The following is a 17051-nucleotide window of genomic DNA, read 5'->3' as shown; positions in this document are numbered from 1 at the left end:
CACAAAATACTATAATTTCTTAGAGTAGAAAACAAACCATCCGTATATTAACATGGTAGAAAATAGAAATAAGGCATTAAAGAGGGAGCATTATACTAATGAGCAATACTTATTTATATATACTTCAAATAGGTGTTTTGCTGGCAGTCGCACTGTTAATGGGGCAATTGTCCAATAAACTTGTTAACTCGACGGTACTCGGAGAATTAATAGGAGGCATTTTATTAGGACCAACAGTACTAAAGACTGTTTCACCGGACTTGTTTTCGGCAGTATTTCCATCAGACACTGTTTTACTGCCTGATACTGCAAACTTCATCCAAATAGGAATGTTCTTATTTATGTATGTTGCAGGACTTGAAATTAATTTCAGAATTATATGGAAAAGGAGGAGGCTAATATTTCTAACCAGTTCATTGGGAATAATCATTCCACTATGTCTGGGAATTGTTCTGGCATTGTTTATTCCAATGGAGCAGGGTCACTCTGCACATATGGAAAGATGGATATTTGTGGTGTTTATCGGAACAGCTCTATCTATCTCGGCACTACCTATAATAATTAAGACACTCATGGATTTGAACATATTAAAAACAGAACTGGGTACTGCAATCGTTGGATCTGCAACAATTGATGACCTTATAGGGTGGACAATTTTCTCCTGTCTTATTAGTTATGTAAATTCAAAGAATGCGGCAACAATAGTCATTTTTATATCAGTATTAAAAATTTTTATTTTTATAATTGTAATGTTTTTAATTGCTCCAAGGATATGTAAAACTGTGATAACGTTTTTCAATAAATTCTTTAAAAATGAAAGTGCTTTTATCGGTATATCCATTGTATTTATATTATTCACAGCCTTTGCAGCTGAAATGGCCGGAATACACCCGTTTTTTGCAGTTTTTATATTAGGTACTGTTTTAAGCAAATATTACAGAATGAGTGGTGCAAATAACCGTGTAATTATGCATAGATTTGCAATCGAATTTTTTGCACCTCTTTACTTTGTTTCTATCGGACTAAAAGCAAATTTTATGAGTAACTTAAACTTACCTCTTACTGTTGCTGTTCTGCTTATTGCGTGTATAGGAAAAATAGCAGGGGCCTTCGCAGGTGCAGTTTTAGGTGGAATGAATACAAAGGCCGCTGTATGCGTAGGGGTATGCATGAACTCAAGGGGTGCTGTTGAAATTATTATTGCATCTACCGCTCTTGATTTAAATATGATTACAGAGCAAGTATTTGTAGCCTTGGTAATAATGGCAATAGTAACTTCTCTGATAAGTACCCCGGTAGTAAAGAGGATTTTGAAACTAAACAGTATGTCGTTACAAAAAATTAAAAGAGGTGAGACTATAAGTTAAAAAAATCTGAAAAACATAGGCAATAGAAATTTTAATTATCAAAAGAGAGGTTGAAAATATGGGTGATAAAAAATTTACTATACTCGGAAGTAAAAGTGCAGTCGAAAAATATTTAACGGAGGAATCCATTCTGCAAGAAAGCTTTTTGCTGGGCTGCTATTCAGTACTTCTGCATAAGATGAATGAATTTAGCAAATGGACAATACGTGTCAATAATTCCGGTAAACAATCTGTACTGTGTGTATCAGTTGACGGAGGAACAAAATTCACTGAGCTTTTATTGGATATCCAAAACAAAATATCCGGCTGCTGCTGTTGTCAGACTGAAGATAGCGGGGATTGTAGTGAAACCCCATTGTTTTACTACAGTGATAAAGCTTTTTGTAAAGAAGAGCTGGAGAAATACCAAGGTAAAAAAGACAGAATTAATACACTGTATTGTCTCAGCGAAAATAATGCGATTTCTTATTGTTTTAATTTAGATGATGAGACGGAAACTCTCATGGAAGGCAGATTACAAAAAATTGTTGATGAATTCCTCGGCAACCCTCAGATTACAATTGAAGATATCAGCATAATAAATTCTACAGAAGATGAAATTATAAAAAAATTTATTGTCAGTCCCAAAAGAGAAGTTCCCGATATTTGTTTCCATCAGATGTTTGAACAAAGGGCAGAGGAGTACCCTGACAGAACAGCGGTAATATATGCAGACAAGAAATTAAGCTACAGGGAGTTAAATGAGAAAGCTAATCAACTTTCACATTATATCCATAAGAAATGCAAGGACACTGAGTGTTTAATAGGAGTTTTTATGGAACGCTCTATAGAATACATCATTTCTATACTGGGAATTATGAAGTCAGGTAACGGTTATGTTCCTATAGATTCTGATACATTGAATCCCGGACATGAGAACTTTCCTGTTAAAAGACTGGAGTTTATGATACGTGAAACCAACATGCCACTCATAATTTCGAAAGTTAAATTCCAGTCCAGTATACCTACAGATGATAGCCAGATTTTGTATATAGATGACTTTGACATGAGCATGTTTGAAAAAGAAAACCTTGACCTGTGTATTACAAAAAATAACATGGCTTACGGGATATATACTTCCGGGTCAACAGGATATCCTAAGCTTACTATTGTAGAACATTTTTCTGTTATGAATCTTTTTATGAACATTGATGCTCACATGTACAAATATATATCTGAAAAAAATAATGTTGTAGCTTCAGTAAATGCACCATTTGGTTTTGATGCTTCAGTACAGCAGCTTGTTGCGCTTCTCAAAGGATACAGCATCAGTATAATCCCTGAGAATGTAAGAAATTCTGCCATAGGCCTGATACAGTACATAGCTGACAGTAAAATGAATGTTTTTGATTGTACGCCATCCCAGTTAAATCTGCTGCTGAGAGAAAAGCTTCTGGAAAAGTGCAGTGAAGATTTGGATTTAATTCTGGTAGGGGGAGAAGCTATTCCAAACGAAATGTGGGATTTGCTCAGGAAAGAGAAAAAAATTAGGATATTTAATGTATATGGTCCTACTGAATGTACAGTAGATTCAACATATTGCCTTGTAAACAATAATGACAGTACTGAACCTCATATAGGAAGGCCTTTAGATAACAACAGCATATATATTCTGGACGACAATATGAAAAACGTACCTGTAGGAAGTGTTGGAGAATTGTATATTTCGGGCTATGGTGTAACAAGGGGTTACTATAACCGTCCGGAAATGAACAATGCCCATTTTATTACAAACCCTGAGATTAATCCAAAGGCAGATAAAATATATAAAACCGGTGACTTAGGCAAATTTATGGCAAATGGAGACATATATTACATGGGCCGAAAGGATGACCAGGTAAAAATAAGAAGTCACAGAATTGAACTCAAGGAGATAACGGAAAATCTGAATAAGCATGAGAGTGTGGCTGAAGCACTTGTTATTGTAAATTCGGACTCAGATTATCCAAAATTAATTGCATACCTGATAATGAATAAAAATGCCTCTCTTGATGAAGTGGAAATGCATAAATTCCTTGCAAAGTATCTCCCTATGTACATGCTCCCCAACAATTATGTAATAGTTGAAAAATGGCCTTTGACCAAAAATGGGAAAATTGACAGAAAGAGACTGCCTGTTCCTTTAGAAGACCGTTTAGAATCAAAGGAAATTCAGGATTCTCCAAGTACAGAGCTTGAAGTGTCTGTGGCTGAAGTTATGAAAAGAATACTCAAAATAAATAGAATAGGCGTAAATGAAAACTTTATGAGCCTTGGAGGGGACAGCTTGCGGGTTATGACACTCCTAGCCGAAATCTACAATAAATTTAATGTGGAAGTTGATTACAGCGAATTCTTCAATAAGCCGAATATAGCTAATCTGGTAAGTCTTATTAGTAGAGAGGGGAGATAAAATACATATGAAACATGATTGCGTAATGATTGGCTTTAATGATGAAAAAATGAGTACCATTATCAAACGTATAGAGCCATACAAGGATAAAAGTGCAGCTTATGAACATATGCTTGCAAGGTCTGCTGTAGTTAACGGACAACGGTTGAAGTATTCTGAAATTGTAAGAGAAAGTATTACAAATTCAACAGGAATGCATAGCGACCTTACAATATACAGAATGCCCAACATGGCAGTACACTACTGTATGAATTACCTTAAAAAGCACGGAATGTCAGTAGGATATGTAAACTACTTTAATGATGGCAGAGAAAAATTGAAGTATCTGATTGAAAACTATTCACCAAATTGCATAGGCGTATCCTCAACATGCCATGTTGAACCTGCACCAATCAGGGAAATTGTGGACTATATCCGCTCAATCGACCCATCTATTGTAATTGTGGTAGGCGGTCCCTTTATTAACAGTATAAATTTTGAATATTCAACTCCCCAGCAAAATTATTTGCTTCAGAGTATAGGGGCAGATATTTTCATTCATGAGCGTCAGGGGGAGGATACATTATTTCAGATATGTACCGAATTAAGAAAGGACAAGCCCGACTTAACCAAAATCCCAAATATCATATACAAGGACGGACATTACAAAAGAACGGTAAAAGTACCTGAAAACATATGTCTGGATGATGATCCTATAAAAGAATTTACATTTTATGAAAATCATCCTAAACCGCCGGTTTATATGCGCTGCTCCATCAGCTGCAGTTTGTGCTGCTCTTTCTGCCGATACCCTATACTTGGCGGGGAGCCAATGTTCATGAAAGTAGAGAGTATTGAAAAAAACATGAACTATATTCACTCTCTAGGAGTAAAATCCATAGTTTTTGTTGATGATTCCCTCAATGTACCTCTGGATAGGTTTAAAGACATGTTAAGGATGATGATAAGAAATAAATATAATTTCAAGTGGTACTCCTTTTTTAGAATATCCCATTCAGATGAAGAAACCTATGAATTAATGGCTAAATCCGGCTGCGGTGGTGTTATTTTGGGCGTAGAGTCCGGCAATGATACCATACGAAAAAATATGGACAAAAGAGTTTCTACCGAACAGCTGGTATGGGGTATCGGACAGCTAAATAAATACGGTATTGTCAGCCATGCATCCTGTATGGTGGGATTCCCAGGGGAAACGGAAAAAACAGCAAGGGATACCATTAAATTTATTGAGGAAGCCAAACCTACATTTTATGACCTTCAGGTATGGTTCTTTGAAAATGCCGTACCTATATCTAAGGAAAGAGATTATTACAATCTTGAAGGGTACGGGTACAGTTGGTCCCATAAGGACATGGATTATGAGTCAGCCGGTAAAATAGTTCTGGATGGAATCAGAAACATAAAAAATTCCTACTTTATGCCTTCTCTTTCTTTTAATCTGTGGTCTTTGGCCTATTTCCTGACTCAGGGAACACAAATAAGTGAATTTATGGAGCTTTCAAAAATATTTAAGGATGTAGTAGGATACAAGGACGAGGAAATTGATGACAGGTATAGGGAAAACGTCAACAAAATGCTTAATGTATTCAGAGGAAATACCGAGTTGGTTAACAACTTGAAAATGAGAAATAAGTAGGGGGAAATATGGATAAGATTATCTTATTTACAGGAATATACGACCTTTTTGGATTGAGATTCATCAATACCCTTATGGAAAAAAGTCTGGGCCCCGTTTATTGCTTTTCCGGGAAGAAGGAATGGAATACGTTGCTGGAAATAGTAGACAGTATTTCATGTATCCACGAAAGAGAAGATTTATTCCATACAATGAACAGTATACAGGTTATTTTTGAGGATATTGAAGAATTAAAGGTATTTAATTGCAAGGAACTGTTCGCAGACAAGGAAATAAGCCTTTGGCATCTGGATAAAGAGGTGTGTATTGTATCAATTTATGAGTCCCAGATATTAAGCAGCAACAAAAAAATCATGGACAATATTCAGGAACTCTGTGAAAAGTGCTATGTATCCGAGGTGAATTATATAACTTCCATGTATTCGGCGGTGGAGGCTAAAGGTGATGATAACTGCACTTTGCTTGGAAAATTACAGACGGAAAATAAGAGATTCCTGACAGAAAAATTTAAGGGTACAAACATCAGAATAAAAGTGTATCAGACACCCCTAGCTTTCAGGCAGTTGAAGGAAAGTGACTGGATTGAAGCAATAGACCGTTTTATATACAGATTGCTGGAATTTAAACAATGGGTAAATTCAAGAATTCCCAGTTATTTTGATGATAATGCCCTGACTATATTTTCAGAAGATGAATTTACAATTGATATTTCAGGCACCCAGAGCATCATAGACAGGATAGTAGAGCAATACAGGGAAGAGAGTGTAAATAACATTGAAATTCTTCCTGCCACATGTTCCTGTAGTTTTCAGTTTGATAAGCTGATAAAGGAAATCAGCAGAAATATGAGTGATATCCGCATAGAAATTACTCATAATAAAGAGACATTGAATGAAATTGATCTTATATTCGAGCATATCCTGTCATATCATCTCCCGTACCTAAGACTTACAACAGACTCTGAAAAAGTCATAGAACAATCCCCGGAAGCTGTTAAGCAAAGTTATATGTATATATATGATTATATTGCAGATACCTTGAAAATGAGCCGGAATAGAAACTTGCTGCCTCCTCCTGCCGTAAACAAAAACCAGAAAACGATTATATCCCAAAACGGACGTGAATTTACATATTATACTGCGGGTAAGGGAGAAGCCATAATAATCGTAAATGCTTATGGAGTCAGTCCCGATGCATGGGATCTGGTTATAGAAAAATTGTCAAAGAATTTCTATGTCATAGTATGGCAGACACGAGGCATTTATCATAAGGATAAACCCAATGAAGATCCGTCCTTTATCTTTGGCGTTGAACATCAGGTTGAAGATATAGAAGAAATTGTTAATAACGAAGGCTTAAAAAGCTTTCATATAATATCCTGGTGCTCCGGTATAAAATCTGCAATGATGTATTACCAAAAGCATAAGGAAATGATAAAATCCCATATCTTGCTGGCAGGTGAATATGCACCTTACGAGGGAAGTAAAGCACATCACTCTAAATTCAGAGAGAACATACAGCTGATTGCAAAACTCGTAAGTGATAATGAAAAGATGCTGGATTTCTACATGCGCATTATCCATAACGGCATGTTCAATAAACCTATTAAGCAATACTCCGGCGAGAATGATAAATATATATATGAAGTTATGCCCGAAAGGCACAGGGATATTCTTCTCGAGCCGTTTACCTCCAAGGAAAAGATGGTGAATTTTCTGAATATGTGTATGGAGTATTATCTGCACGATATAACAGACCTTCTGACTGAAGTTGATAAGCCTGTTTTATTCATTTCTGCGGAGTGTGATCAAATAGCACCGTATAAACAGTCCGAATGGGCCCACAATCGGGTTAAAAATTCAAACTATTCCCGTTTGCCCGGTGCTACGCATCTGATGATTCTGGAAAGGCCGGAGGACGTAATGGAAAGAATTGAGCAGCATATGAAGTACTATTCTAAAAATATTATCTCAAAAAAGTAAAAATAGAAAGTGAGGGGAGAGTATGGACAAAAAGAAAATCATAAAGGATTTCCTACTGGATACTGTGATTAAGGAAGTGGATACGATATCTGATGAGCAGCAATTGATAGATAGCGGGTTAATCGATTCTATCAGTATCGTTAATGTTATTCTGTTTTTGGAAAAGCAATTCAAAATTTCATTCAGTGAAGAAGATATGCTGCCTGAAAATTTCGAAACGCTGAATGCAATGGTTGATACAGTCGAAAAGAAAAGTAAGTCTTAGTTCAAATCTAGTAAAGAGAAGGGTGATAAGTATGAAAAAACGTATAAAGACCTTGCTCCTGAGTGTATTGACTGAAAAAAATGCAATAATTACTGAGGAAATAGGCATATGTTCTATTGCAGCATACCTGAGGAAAGAAAATTTTGATGTTGAGCTTATTAATTCCAGCAGAAAATATCTTGATCTTGAACGTATCTATGAAATGAAGCCGGACTTAATAGGTCTTCCGGTGTATTCTACAACAGAAAAGGTTGTTTATGAGGTATGCAAAAAAATTAAGGAAAAAGTACCAAATGCAAAGATATGCTTTGGAGCATATTGGCCTACCCTGTGCGGAGATATCCTTATGGAGAAATACCCTATGGTGGATTTCATCATAAAGGGAGAAGGAGAAATAGTTTTCAAGAATCTGGTAACAGCAATGGAAAATGACAGTGGATATAGTAATGTGAAGGGCTTGTTATACAGAGATGGCGATAAGATTATTGAAAATGAGAGGGAAGCACTTATTGAGGATTTGGACTCACTGCCATTCCCTGAAAGAGATCTCCTCAGGAACAACATGTTAAAGTATGCGTACATTTCAACCAGCCGTGGATGTAAGGCAAATTGCAGCTTTTGCTGGCATAACGATTTCTGGGGAACCAATGGCAAAAACCAGTGGAGAGGAAGAAGCCCGGAAAACGTAGTAAGAGAAGTCAAGCAAATTGTTGACGAATATAATGTAAACAGGTTCTGGTTCATTGATGACAGCTTTGAGGATTGCAATAAGTCATGTCCCAACAGAATGTGGGAAATAGCCGAAAAAATAATTGAAAATAATTTGCATATATCCTATGAAACATATTTCAGAGCAGAGGTTTACAAGCAGTTTGACGAAAAGAAAATAAAGCTTTTAAAGGATTCCGGTTTTGTAGGTACTATTTTTGGAATAGAGTCGGGAAATGCGGAAGATTTGAAGCTTTATAACAAACCTGCGACTGCTGAAGACAACTATAATACTATCAAATATTTCAGAGATAATGATATAGCAATTGATATAGGCTTCATAAACTTTAATCCTTATTCGACTATAAAAAGACTTAGTGAAAACGTAGATTATCTTGAAAAGACCTGTTTTGCTTCAGTACTCTACTACCTTGTGGAAAGATGCGGAATAACCAAATTCTCTAATATTTATTACAAGGTAAAAGGAGACGGACTTATCATTAATGATGATATTGACAGCTGCCATTCATATAGATATGTGGATGAAGATGTAGGAAAACTATCGGTTTATTTATATTTCAAGTATCACGAAAATGAAAATTCAAAAGAGTACTTTTATTCTAAAAAAATAGGAAGCTACATCCGTGAGGAATTTAAGCTTTTAAATCATATAAAACGCCAATTTCCTGAATTCCTTAGCACAATAAAAGCACATGAAGATTATGCATGGGAAGTTTTGCACAAGGTTAATAAGAACAATGCAAAGTGCTTCAGAGAACTTCTTTCAATGACTGAAGGCGGATGGAATAAGGACAAGGCTGATAAGATAACAGAGGAATACTGGAACCTCAAGTATTTCAAGAGTACCAGTGATGACCTTGAAAGAAATCGCTTGTCACTTTACCTGAAGCTGAATAAAGCAGGGATTGAACCTAAACAATACTTTAATATTTAAGGGAGAAGTAACAAAGTTATGTTGCTACATATAGATTTGTTCGTCCGCTCCATGGAAAAATCATTAGACTTTTATGTAAATAAATTAGGAATGGAAATAGTAGACGATACCCAAATCGACGGAGAACTTGTAAATTTTGTGTCGAATGGTGCCTATAACCGTTACAGACTGGTACTGCTAAAGGTCTCACACACAGGTTCCATGCTTGAACTTATGGAATACATGAATGAGGACGGAAGCAGAATTTCTGCGGAGTTGGCACCATCTCCGGCAAATTTCACAATTCTGGTCAATTCCTTGGATAGGAAGATGGAAAAGCTGGCGGATTACGGGATTAAACCCATAAGTAAAGTTTTTTCTGTTGACACTCCAAAGTTTGGGAAAACAAAAATTGTTTTTTATGAGGATCCGGATAAAAACGTTATTGAATTATTACAAATGGACCCTTGCTTACAGTAAGTGGAATTTGAAATACATCAGACAACAAACCTTACACAGGTTGAAAGGAGAGGTCAAAAGTGGAATTAAGAACCGAAGTGAATTTTTTCGATAACAAATTTTTGATGTTTGTTTTAGACCAAATGGCGTATGAGCTGGATAAACAAAACCCGGATAATAAGGTAATCCGAATGACCTTAGGAAAATCAGAACTACCTCTGCATCCTGATATCATCAAAAGCATGCAGGACGCAACAGGAGATTTCAGCAAGAGCTCACTTGTATTCCCAGGAGGCTTGCCGGAGCTCAAGGAAAAGCTCTCTTCCTACTATAAAGAGCAGTATGATGTGGATATAAACCCAAATAATTTTATTATCAGTACAGGTACAAGTGCAATTTTTAGAAATCTGTTTTATATACTATCCCAAAAGGGTGATGAGGTTTTACTTCCTACCCCGTACTATTCCTTATACAGATTCTCTGCACTGCTCTCCGGGGCTGATATAAAGTACTACAAAATTGATCCCTGCACCAGAAGAATGGACATGGATTCCTTCAGAGAGAATTTTACAGAGAAGACCAAAATTGTAGTTATAAATACACCCGGTAATCCCCTTGGAAATGTACTCACCGATGACGAACTGTACGAGATGGACAGAATTGTTGACGGCAAAGCAGTAATTATCAACGATGAAATCTATTCCAATACATATTTTGACGAAAAAAATAAATCAGTAATGCAACTGAAAAATACTAAATCCGTTTTCATTACGACCAATGCATTCTCAAAAGCGTATCGTATGTACAGCAAGAGAGTAGGCTACTGTATCGTACCTGATGAGTTGGTAGATCCCCTTACTGTTATACAGCATCATACATTGCTGACGGTTGATCCGGTGGTTCAATATGGTGCGTTGACAGCCCTTGATTATCCTGAAGAGGTTGAGAAGCTTGTGGAGCTTTATAAAGATAGACGAAATTATACCGTGGAAAAATTCCGTAACAACCAGTTGGTAAAAGTAATAAATTCAGAAGGTGGCTTTTACATCACACTGGAATGTAAGGATTTCATGGACAAACATAACTATAAAGACAGTCTTGAACTGGCAAAAAGAATCATTGAAACCAAACGTGTAGCAACAGTACCGGGTTCTGATTTTGGCCTGCCTACCACATTAAGGCTCTCATTCTCAACTAGTAGGTACAAGGAAGGAATAGATTTGCTGGTGGATTTTTTTAATGGGGGAGCGTCATAACAGTTATGGAGAAAATGGATATATATAACCGGATAAATGACACTGCAAAGGTGTACCAAAAAAATGCAACCATCCATGAACTGATTTCAGCTCAGACAAGGATTAGCCCTGAAAATTCAGCAGTTACTGATTATGGAAGAGAAATGACTTATGAAGAACTTGATAAATGGTCCGACTATGTCGCTAATATATTGCTGGAAAGCGGTGTAGAAGCAGGACAGCCAATAGCTGTTCTGCTGGACAGAAGTATTGAACTAATTGTCTCGGCTGTTGCCATATTGAAGTGTGGCGCAGTTTATGTTCCAATCGATGCTTCTTATCCTGAACTCAGGGTAAGGTACATATTGGAGGACACTTCATGTAAGGCGGTTATCCTGCCTTTGACAGGTCATACTTTACCGGAAGGCATCAATATGGATGAAACTATAATTCTCTATATAGATCAGGTGATGGATTCGTTTCAATACTCGTCAACATCAGGCAGGAAGCACACAAGAACCTTTGATTTGGTTAACAGGAGGCCTGTGAAGGAGGATGATTTGGCTTACCTCCTCTATACTTCTGGTACCACGGGAAAACCAAAAGGGGTTATGGTAACACATAAGGCTGTCCTTAATACCCTGTTCTGGATGAGTGAAAAATTTGATATAGGTTCCGGAGATATTATAGCCCATAAAACATCCATTAGTTTTACAGACTCTATTTGGGAAATTTTCTGGCCACTGATGAACGGTGCGGAGATATCAATTATAAAGGATTGGGATATAAAGGATCAGAAGAGATTGTACTACAGGCTTAAAGAAAATGAAGTCAGTATTACACAATTCGTACCATCCATCCTCAAGGTTTTTTTGGACTTTATTGAAGGACATATGATACAAAATCCTTTGCCCGAACTTAAATGGATATTCAACGGAGGAGAACATATCACCCCTCAGCTGGCCGAAAGATGGAACAAACTGTTTCGTACAGCGAAAATTGCCAACATATACGGCATGACGGAATCTGCCATATATGCAACCTGTAACATCATAGAAAAGCAGCTGGACCAAGGGCAGGATTCCATTTCCATAGGAAAACCCATTGCTAATACCAAAGTGTATATACTCAATAGAGAAAATGAATTGTGTGATATAAGTCAAAAAGGTGAGATATGTATAAGTGGTACAGGCCTTGCAAAGGGATATTGGAATAAGCCTGAACTGACAAAAGATAAATTTGACTGTAATGCCATAGATAGCCAAACCCTGTACAGAACAGGGGACATAGGGGCATTATGCAGTGATGGTAATATTGCCTACTTTGGAAGAATGGACAATCAGGTGAAAATTCGTGGAAACAGAGTTGAAATCAGTGAAGTCGAAAAGAACATACTGCTGTTTGAGGGTGTTGACGAAGTGGCTGTTATTCATAAGAAGGACCATTTAGGTGAAAATATACTGGTTTGCTTCCTTACGAATCAAGGGGTGGATATCCCACAAATAAAAACCTTTTTGAGTAAGTCCCTTCCGGTTTACATGATTCCTCAGCAGTTTGTCCTTATAGACAAGTTACCTCTGACTGTCAACAACAAAGTAGACAGAGAAAAATTAAGAAGTTATAGAATAAACCAACATAGTACCAGGACAAATGATAGCAGTGATGTATTGGTAAATAAGCTTAATAGTATATGGAAACAACTGCTTAATCTGGAGACTATAAATCCCGATGAAGACTTCTTTGATATGGGGGGCAATTCCATTATTATAGCAATGATGCAGATATCCCTGGAGAAGATTGGCATAGCACTTGAACAGGATGCCATTTACGCCAATAACACAATTAATAAACTAGTTGATTACATAAGGAAGAATAATTTGTATGAAAGAGTTGATAGCAGCAAAAAAACTGACTGATATTATGCCGTTTAATGAAGTTTACTACAAAGATTGCTTCTATAATTGCTTATTTTCAATAGTTAAATACTTTCAAGGTGAGGTCATGAGATTTTTTCTCAATGATATCATTTTGTATAGACATTCCCCCTATTGCTGGTTACAGGCGGATGTGGACTATGTCCTCATCCAGCCGGTAACCCGGCTTTTAAATGATATGAGTATTGAATTAGTTGAATGTAAGGAATACGGAAATATTGTATACGGCATACGAGAGGCCTTAAGCAAGGGTATGCCGGTAATAGTGAAGGTAGATTGCTTTTATGAGCCTATGAGACCCGATTTATACGGAACTGAACATTTGGACCACAACTTGCTTGTCTATGGCTACGATGACTCAATGCAAACCTTTAATATTTTTGAGCACAAAAATAAAAACAGCTTGAGGTATAAGCCCGAAACTATATCATACGCTTGTATTCAGGAAGCCAGTGACGGGTATTACCGGCATTTTGGACATTTAAAAGAACCTGCGTACATAAAGTTTTGCAAATCGGCTTGCCGTGAAGAAAAAAACAAGCATCCCCTTAAAGCATATGTGTCCAGATATGCAGCGCGATATCTGGAGAACCGGGCTGAAGTCATAAAAAGTATGGAACATTTGCTTAGTATGAAAAATAATCTGGTAGACACTATGCAGAATAGAGAACTCCTAGAACAACATGCAGATGAAATACTTGAGTCACTTATGGAGATTATCGCTGCAAAGAAACTTGAGCAATACAGGATAAACAGTTTTTTTAAAAACAAAGAATTGGAAGATACCATACAGGATATAGTGAACGGCTGGACTTTTGTCCGTCTGTCAATCCTCAGCTACAAGTACTCAGGGGAATATATTGATGAAAAACTCAGTAATGCCATCAGCGTTATGGAAAAACTGTGTGGAGATGAAAGAAAAATGATTGACTTACTGATTGATAGCTCATATAAGGCGATGGCGTAAATAAAGGAGGGATTGTAATGACTTCTAATGAGGTAAAAAACAAGGTAATGATAATACTTAATGAGAGGCTTGAGTTAAATATCAACGACGAAAGTAAATTTGATGATTTTCTTGCAAATGTCGGCATAACTTCTATGACTTTTATCAAACTTTTGGTGGAGATAGAGACTGAGTTTGGAATTGAGTTTGAGACAGGCTACTTAGATATTAAAAAGTTTGAGAGCATTAGAACTATTATTTCATATATAGAAGAACTATTAAACAGATAGAGGTGTCCATATGAGGTTTGAAATTTCAACTGTAAAAAGCCGTCCTGATTTAGCGGAGCAGATGCAAAAATTGTATGCCGGTGCTTTTCCTAAATTTATGGGTGCTGAAAGAGTAATGAGAACGTATTGGAAATTCGTTGAAGAGGAATTTTCTGATTATCAGATTTTACTTACATCAGAAGATAAAGTGATAGCCATAGTAAATTCAGGAGCGTTTAACTTTGACGGTGATAATGCGGAGTTGGATGAAGGTGGAATATATTGGGGACTAAAAAAAATAGCCAGTGATTTTTATAAGAACAAAAAGCCAAATGCTTTTATGGCTTTGCAGATAACCATTAATCCTGATTATAAAGGCAAAAAATTGAGCTATATATGTGTTAAGGAACTGATTCGTCTCGGGAAAGAAAAGGGTTATACAAGGTTGTTCATTCCAATCCGACCTTCTGCAAAATTTAAGTATCCTCTAATGGATAGTGAGAAATACTTCAATTGGACAAATGAGGAAGGGTTGCCCTTTGACCCTTGGATAAGAGTCCATGTTAAGCTTGGCGCAACCATAGTAAAGAAGTGCAACGGAATCTACATATCAGGAACCATTAGTGAATGGGAGGACTGGACCGGGTTGAAATTTCCATACTCAGGCGAATATATTGTTCCCGGTGCACTGCAGCCCATAAAAGTTGATATTGAAAAAGGTACAGTTGAATATTCACAGGAAAACTTATGGCTTGTTCATGATCTTACCAAAGACACGGTAGGATTGTAAGGGTGGAGATAAAAATGCACAATAATCTCAAGATAATAAAAGATTTACATTACCAAGACTTATCTTTTTTGACAAAGGATATTTCAGAATACATAAGTAAAAATTGTAATATGAAAGCAGCAGACAGGGTAGCTGTAAAACTCAACCTTGTGGGCCCCTTTGAGCCTCAAAAAGCTGCAACGACTCACCCTGAGGTGGTACGTTCGGTGGTTGAAGCACTACTGCCTTTGGACTGTGAAATAGTCCTTTGCGAAGATATATCTGAAGAAAACGTGTTGGAAGTTACAGGTATAAAGGAATTAATAAAGGATTACAACCTGAAATTTTACAATCTGCGAGACTACGGCTACGAGTCTGTTCTTGTTGAAGGAATAGAATATATGTATTCGTCACTGATAGAATCCTGCGATATAGTCATTTCCGTACCCAAATATAAGAATCATATGCTTACTGATTTTACAGGAGCAATAAAAAACATGTATGGCTGTATATCCAGAAAGCAAAGAAAGGAACTGCACAAGTTCATTGATGCCGGTGATTTTGCCAATATTATTTGCTCTATCTACTCTATACGTATTCCTGATTTGATTATAATGGATTCAATAGTATGTATGGAGGGGATGGGGCCTTCTCTGGGAGAACCCAGACATCTGGGATATCTGGTGCTTAGTACCGATGGTGTCTTTGCAGACTATTATATGTCCAAGCTGGTAGGGTATGAAACGGAAAATCTTCAGGTACTTCAAACTGCTTTTAAGAGAGAACTGACAAAATCCCAAATAGACGACTTGAAAATGATAGACTGTGGATTTCAGGACAAAGAAGAAAATTTTAACAGGGTACCTGTTTATATTGGTAAGTACAGAAAAAAGTATATGGATATGCTGAAACGAACCTACAAAGTTGATGACAGCTTATGTATAAGATGCGGTGCATGCGTTGACGCCTGTCCCTTCCATGCAATTACTCTGAAAACAATACCGGAGTTTGACCGGGATAAGTGTGCTCTATGCACATGTTGTATGGAATTATGCCCGACTAATGCGATAAATTACAAAAAGTAGGAGGGGTTAAGGTGCTGATTAATGATTTTTATAACTTTGAACATAGCTATAATAGGGCATTTGATGTTCTATGCTTTCATAATGCAGTAAGACAGGTTTTAGAGTATTATGGAGTGGATAAAGCCATTTTTTTTATCAATAGTGCTCTTAATATTGTTATAAATGATGCAGATTCAGATTTTCCTGACTTTAAGCTGGGGTTAAGTGATAATGCTACAGTTTTACCAAGCCATTGTCATAAGGTTAACTGTTACAACATAAATGATTTTAAAGATTTTGAGAGTCTGTACGAAGACAATAAAAGGAGAGTTCACTCTGGAACACCAATTATTACTGCTGTTGACACCTTTTATCTGAATTACTCTATTAATTATCAGAAGTCACATAATTTACATGCAAATATATTCTGTGGCTATGATGAAAATTCAGACAGGATAGATATTGTTGATTGGTTTTCTCCTTGGTTTTTTAAAGGACAAATAACTTACGACGAATTTACTCTTGCCAGAAAGTCAAACAATCCCTCGGGGGAAGGCTTATTTGCAGGTTATCCGACAAACTGTAAATTTATTGAAATACAAAGTGGAGATTGGAATGCAGATATTGATTCTTTACTTTACGAAACAATTGAATTGACATTGCAAAAAAACAATGCTCCTAAAAGAGGAGTTTCGGGACTGAAACATGTACTGAATATAATTAAAGAAAATTCAGGGCTTGATAATAATAAAAAAAATGCATTTCTGAAAGGCTTGTTCAATAAATTTTACATCATAAAAAATGGCTTGGATTTTTCACAGCTTTATTTTCAGTTAAGCTATGATGAATTGAAATTACCTGTTCTGAAGGACACTATTAATTGTCTCGAAAACATTAAAAATCATCTCCTTGTTTTATCTCCGTTAATACTAAAAACCTCCTATACAAATTCAGCACAAATGTATGAAAAGACGATTAACAGAGTATCTCAGCTTATACAAGAATTTGAAAATTTTATAGAAAGTATTGTTTCCCTGAAGGAAGCTTTATAA

General features: G+C 36.5%; 14 protein-coding genes. All 14 read left to right on the top strand.

Going from position 1 to position 17051, the window contains the following annotated elements; translation table 11 throughout:
• Positions 1-98 precede the first annotated feature (98 nt).
• From P0092_RS17170 to P0092_RS17105, 14 genes are read left to right on the top strand one after another with little or no spacing between them, the layout of a single operon-like run.
• Positions 99-1367 carry a cation:proton antiporter gene (locus tag P0092_RS17170; RefSeq protein ID WP_004616058.1) on the top strand — a complete coding sequence of 423 codons (1269 nt, stop codon included), beginning with the start codon at positions 99-101 and terminating at the stop codon, positions 1365-1367.
• 58 nt (positions 1368-1425) lie between these two features.
• The gene (locus tag P0092_RS17165) at positions 1426-3798 is read left to right on the top strand and encodes a non-ribosomal peptide synthetase (protein WP_004616059.1); all 2373 of its coding nucleotides are present in this window, start codon (positions 1426-1428) and stop codon (positions 3796-3798) included.
• 7 nt (positions 3799-3805) lie between these two features.
• The gene (locus P0092_RS17160; protein WP_004616060.1) at positions 3806-5434 is read left to right on the top strand and encodes a PhpK family radical SAM P-methyltransferase; all 1629 of its coding nucleotides are present in this window, start codon (positions 3806-3808) and stop codon (positions 5432-5434) included.
• Positions 5435-5442: 8 nt separating this feature from the next.
• Complete coding sequence (locus P0092_RS17155; protein WP_004616061.1) at positions 5443-7416, top strand: alpha/beta fold hydrolase; 1974 nt, start codon at positions 5443-5445, stop codon at positions 7414-7416.
• Positions 7417-7438: 22 nt separating this feature from the next.
• A complete protein-coding gene (locus tag P0092_RS17150) occupies positions 7439-7681 on the top strand; it encodes an acyl carrier protein (protein ID WP_004616062.1) in 243 nt (80 codons plus the stop codon).
• A 31-nt stretch (positions 7682-7712) separates the two neighbouring features.
• On the top strand, positions 7713-9344 hold the full coding sequence (locus tag P0092_RS17145) for a B12-binding domain-containing radical SAM protein (protein WP_004616063.1): 1632 nt from the start codon (positions 7713-7715) through the stop codon (positions 9342-9344).
• An 18-nt stretch (positions 9345-9362) separates the two neighbouring features.
• The gene (locus P0092_RS17140; protein ID WP_004616064.1) at positions 9363-9803 is read left to right on the top strand and encodes a VOC family protein; all 441 of its coding nucleotides are present in this window, start codon (positions 9363-9365) and stop codon (positions 9801-9803) included.
• Between the two features lie 59 nt (positions 9804-9862).
• The gene (locus tag P0092_RS17135) at positions 9863-11038 is read left to right on the top strand and encodes a pyridoxal phosphate-dependent aminotransferase (RefSeq protein ID WP_004616065.1); all 1176 of its coding nucleotides are present in this window, start codon (positions 9863-9865) and stop codon (positions 11036-11038) included.
• Between the two features lie 5 nt (positions 11039-11043).
• The gene (locus tag P0092_RS17130; RefSeq protein WP_004616066.1) at positions 11044-12933 is read left to right on the top strand and encodes a non-ribosomal peptide synthetase; all 1890 of its coding nucleotides are present in this window, start codon (positions 11044-11046) and stop codon (positions 12931-12933) included.
• The gene (locus tag P0092_RS17125; protein ID WP_004616067.1) at positions 12899-13918 is read left to right on the top strand and encodes a BtrH N-terminal domain-containing protein; all 1020 of its coding nucleotides are present in this window, start codon (positions 12899-12901) and stop codon (positions 13916-13918) included. The genes P0092_RS17130 and P0092_RS17125 overlap by 35 nt, the downstream gene beginning before the upstream one ends.
• A gap of 17 nt (positions 13919-13935) precedes the next feature.
• Positions 13936-14187: an acyl carrier protein gene (locus P0092_RS17120; RefSeq protein WP_004616068.1), complete on the top strand. Its 252-nt coding sequence runs from the start codon at positions 13936-13938 to the stop codon at positions 14185-14187.
• A gap of 10 nt (positions 14188-14197) precedes the next feature.
• Entirely contained in the window at positions 14198-14956 is a 759-nt protein-coding gene (locus tag P0092_RS17115; protein WP_004616069.1) for a hypothetical protein, read from the top strand.
• Positions 14957-14970: 14 nt separating this feature from the next.
• On the top strand, positions 14971-16020 hold the full coding sequence (locus tag P0092_RS17110) for a DUF362 domain-containing protein (protein ID WP_004616070.1): 1050 nt from the start codon (positions 14971-14973) through the stop codon (positions 16018-16020).
• Between the two features lie 11 nt (positions 16021-16031).
• Positions 16032-17051: a BtrH N-terminal domain-containing protein gene (locus P0092_RS17105; RefSeq protein ID WP_004616071.1), complete on the top strand. Its 1020-nt coding sequence runs from the start codon at positions 16032-16034 to the stop codon at positions 17049-17051.

It is taken from the genome of Ruminiclostridium papyrosolvens DSM 2782 (genome assembly GCF_029318685.1).
In the GTDB taxonomy this organism is placed as follows: Bacteria; Bacillota; Clostridia; order Acetivibrionales; family DSM-1351; genus Ruminiclostridium; species Ruminiclostridium papyrosolvens.
The sequence above is the reverse complement of the archived record's forward strand: the minus strand, read 5'-3'. Positions and strand labels throughout refer to the sequence as shown.

Excerpts from the sequence above, each read along its gene's own strand:
- P0092_RS17170 (WP_004616058.1), top strand. The coding sequence starts at position 99 with ATGAGCAATACTTATTTATATATACTTCAAATAGGTGTTTTGCTGGCA.
- P0092_RS17165 (WP_004616059.1), top strand. The coding sequence starts at position 1,426 with ATGGGTGATAAAAAATTTACTATACTCGGAAGTAAAAGTGCAGTCGAA.
- P0092_RS17160 (WP_004616060.1), top strand. The coding sequence starts at position 3,806 with ATGAAACATGATTGCGTAATGATTGGCTTTAATGATGAAAAAATGAGT.
- P0092_RS17155 (WP_004616061.1), top strand. The coding sequence starts at position 5,443 with ATGGATAAGATTATCTTATTTACAGGAATATACGACCTTTTTGGATTG.
- P0092_RS17150 (WP_004616062.1), top strand. The coding sequence starts at position 7,439 with ATGGACAAAAAGAAAATCATAAAGGATTTCCTACTGGATACTGTGATT.
- P0092_RS17145 (WP_004616063.1), top strand. The coding sequence starts at position 7,713 with ATGAAAAAACGTATAAAGACCTTGCTCCTGAGTGTATTGACTGAAAAA.
- P0092_RS17140 (WP_004616064.1), top strand. The coding sequence starts at position 9,363 with ATGTTGCTACATATAGATTTGTTCGTCCGCTCCATGGAAAAATCATTA.
- P0092_RS17130 (WP_004616066.1), top strand. The coding sequence starts at position 11,044 with ATGGAGAAAATGGATATATATAACCGGATAAATGACACTGCAAAGGTG.
- P0092_RS17125 (WP_004616067.1), top strand. The coding sequence starts at position 12,899 with ATGAAAGAGTTGATAGCAGCAAAAAAACTGACTGATATTATGCCGTTT.
- P0092_RS17120 (WP_004616068.1), top strand. The coding sequence starts at position 13,936 with ATGACTTCTAATGAGGTAAAAAACAAGGTAATGATAATACTTAATGAG.
- P0092_RS17115 (WP_004616069.1), top strand. The coding sequence starts at position 14,198 with ATGAGGTTTGAAATTTCAACTGTAAAAAGCCGTCCTGATTTAGCGGAG.
- P0092_RS17110 (WP_004616070.1), top strand. The coding sequence starts at position 14,971 with ATGCACAATAATCTCAAGATAATAAAAGATTTACATTACCAAGACTTA.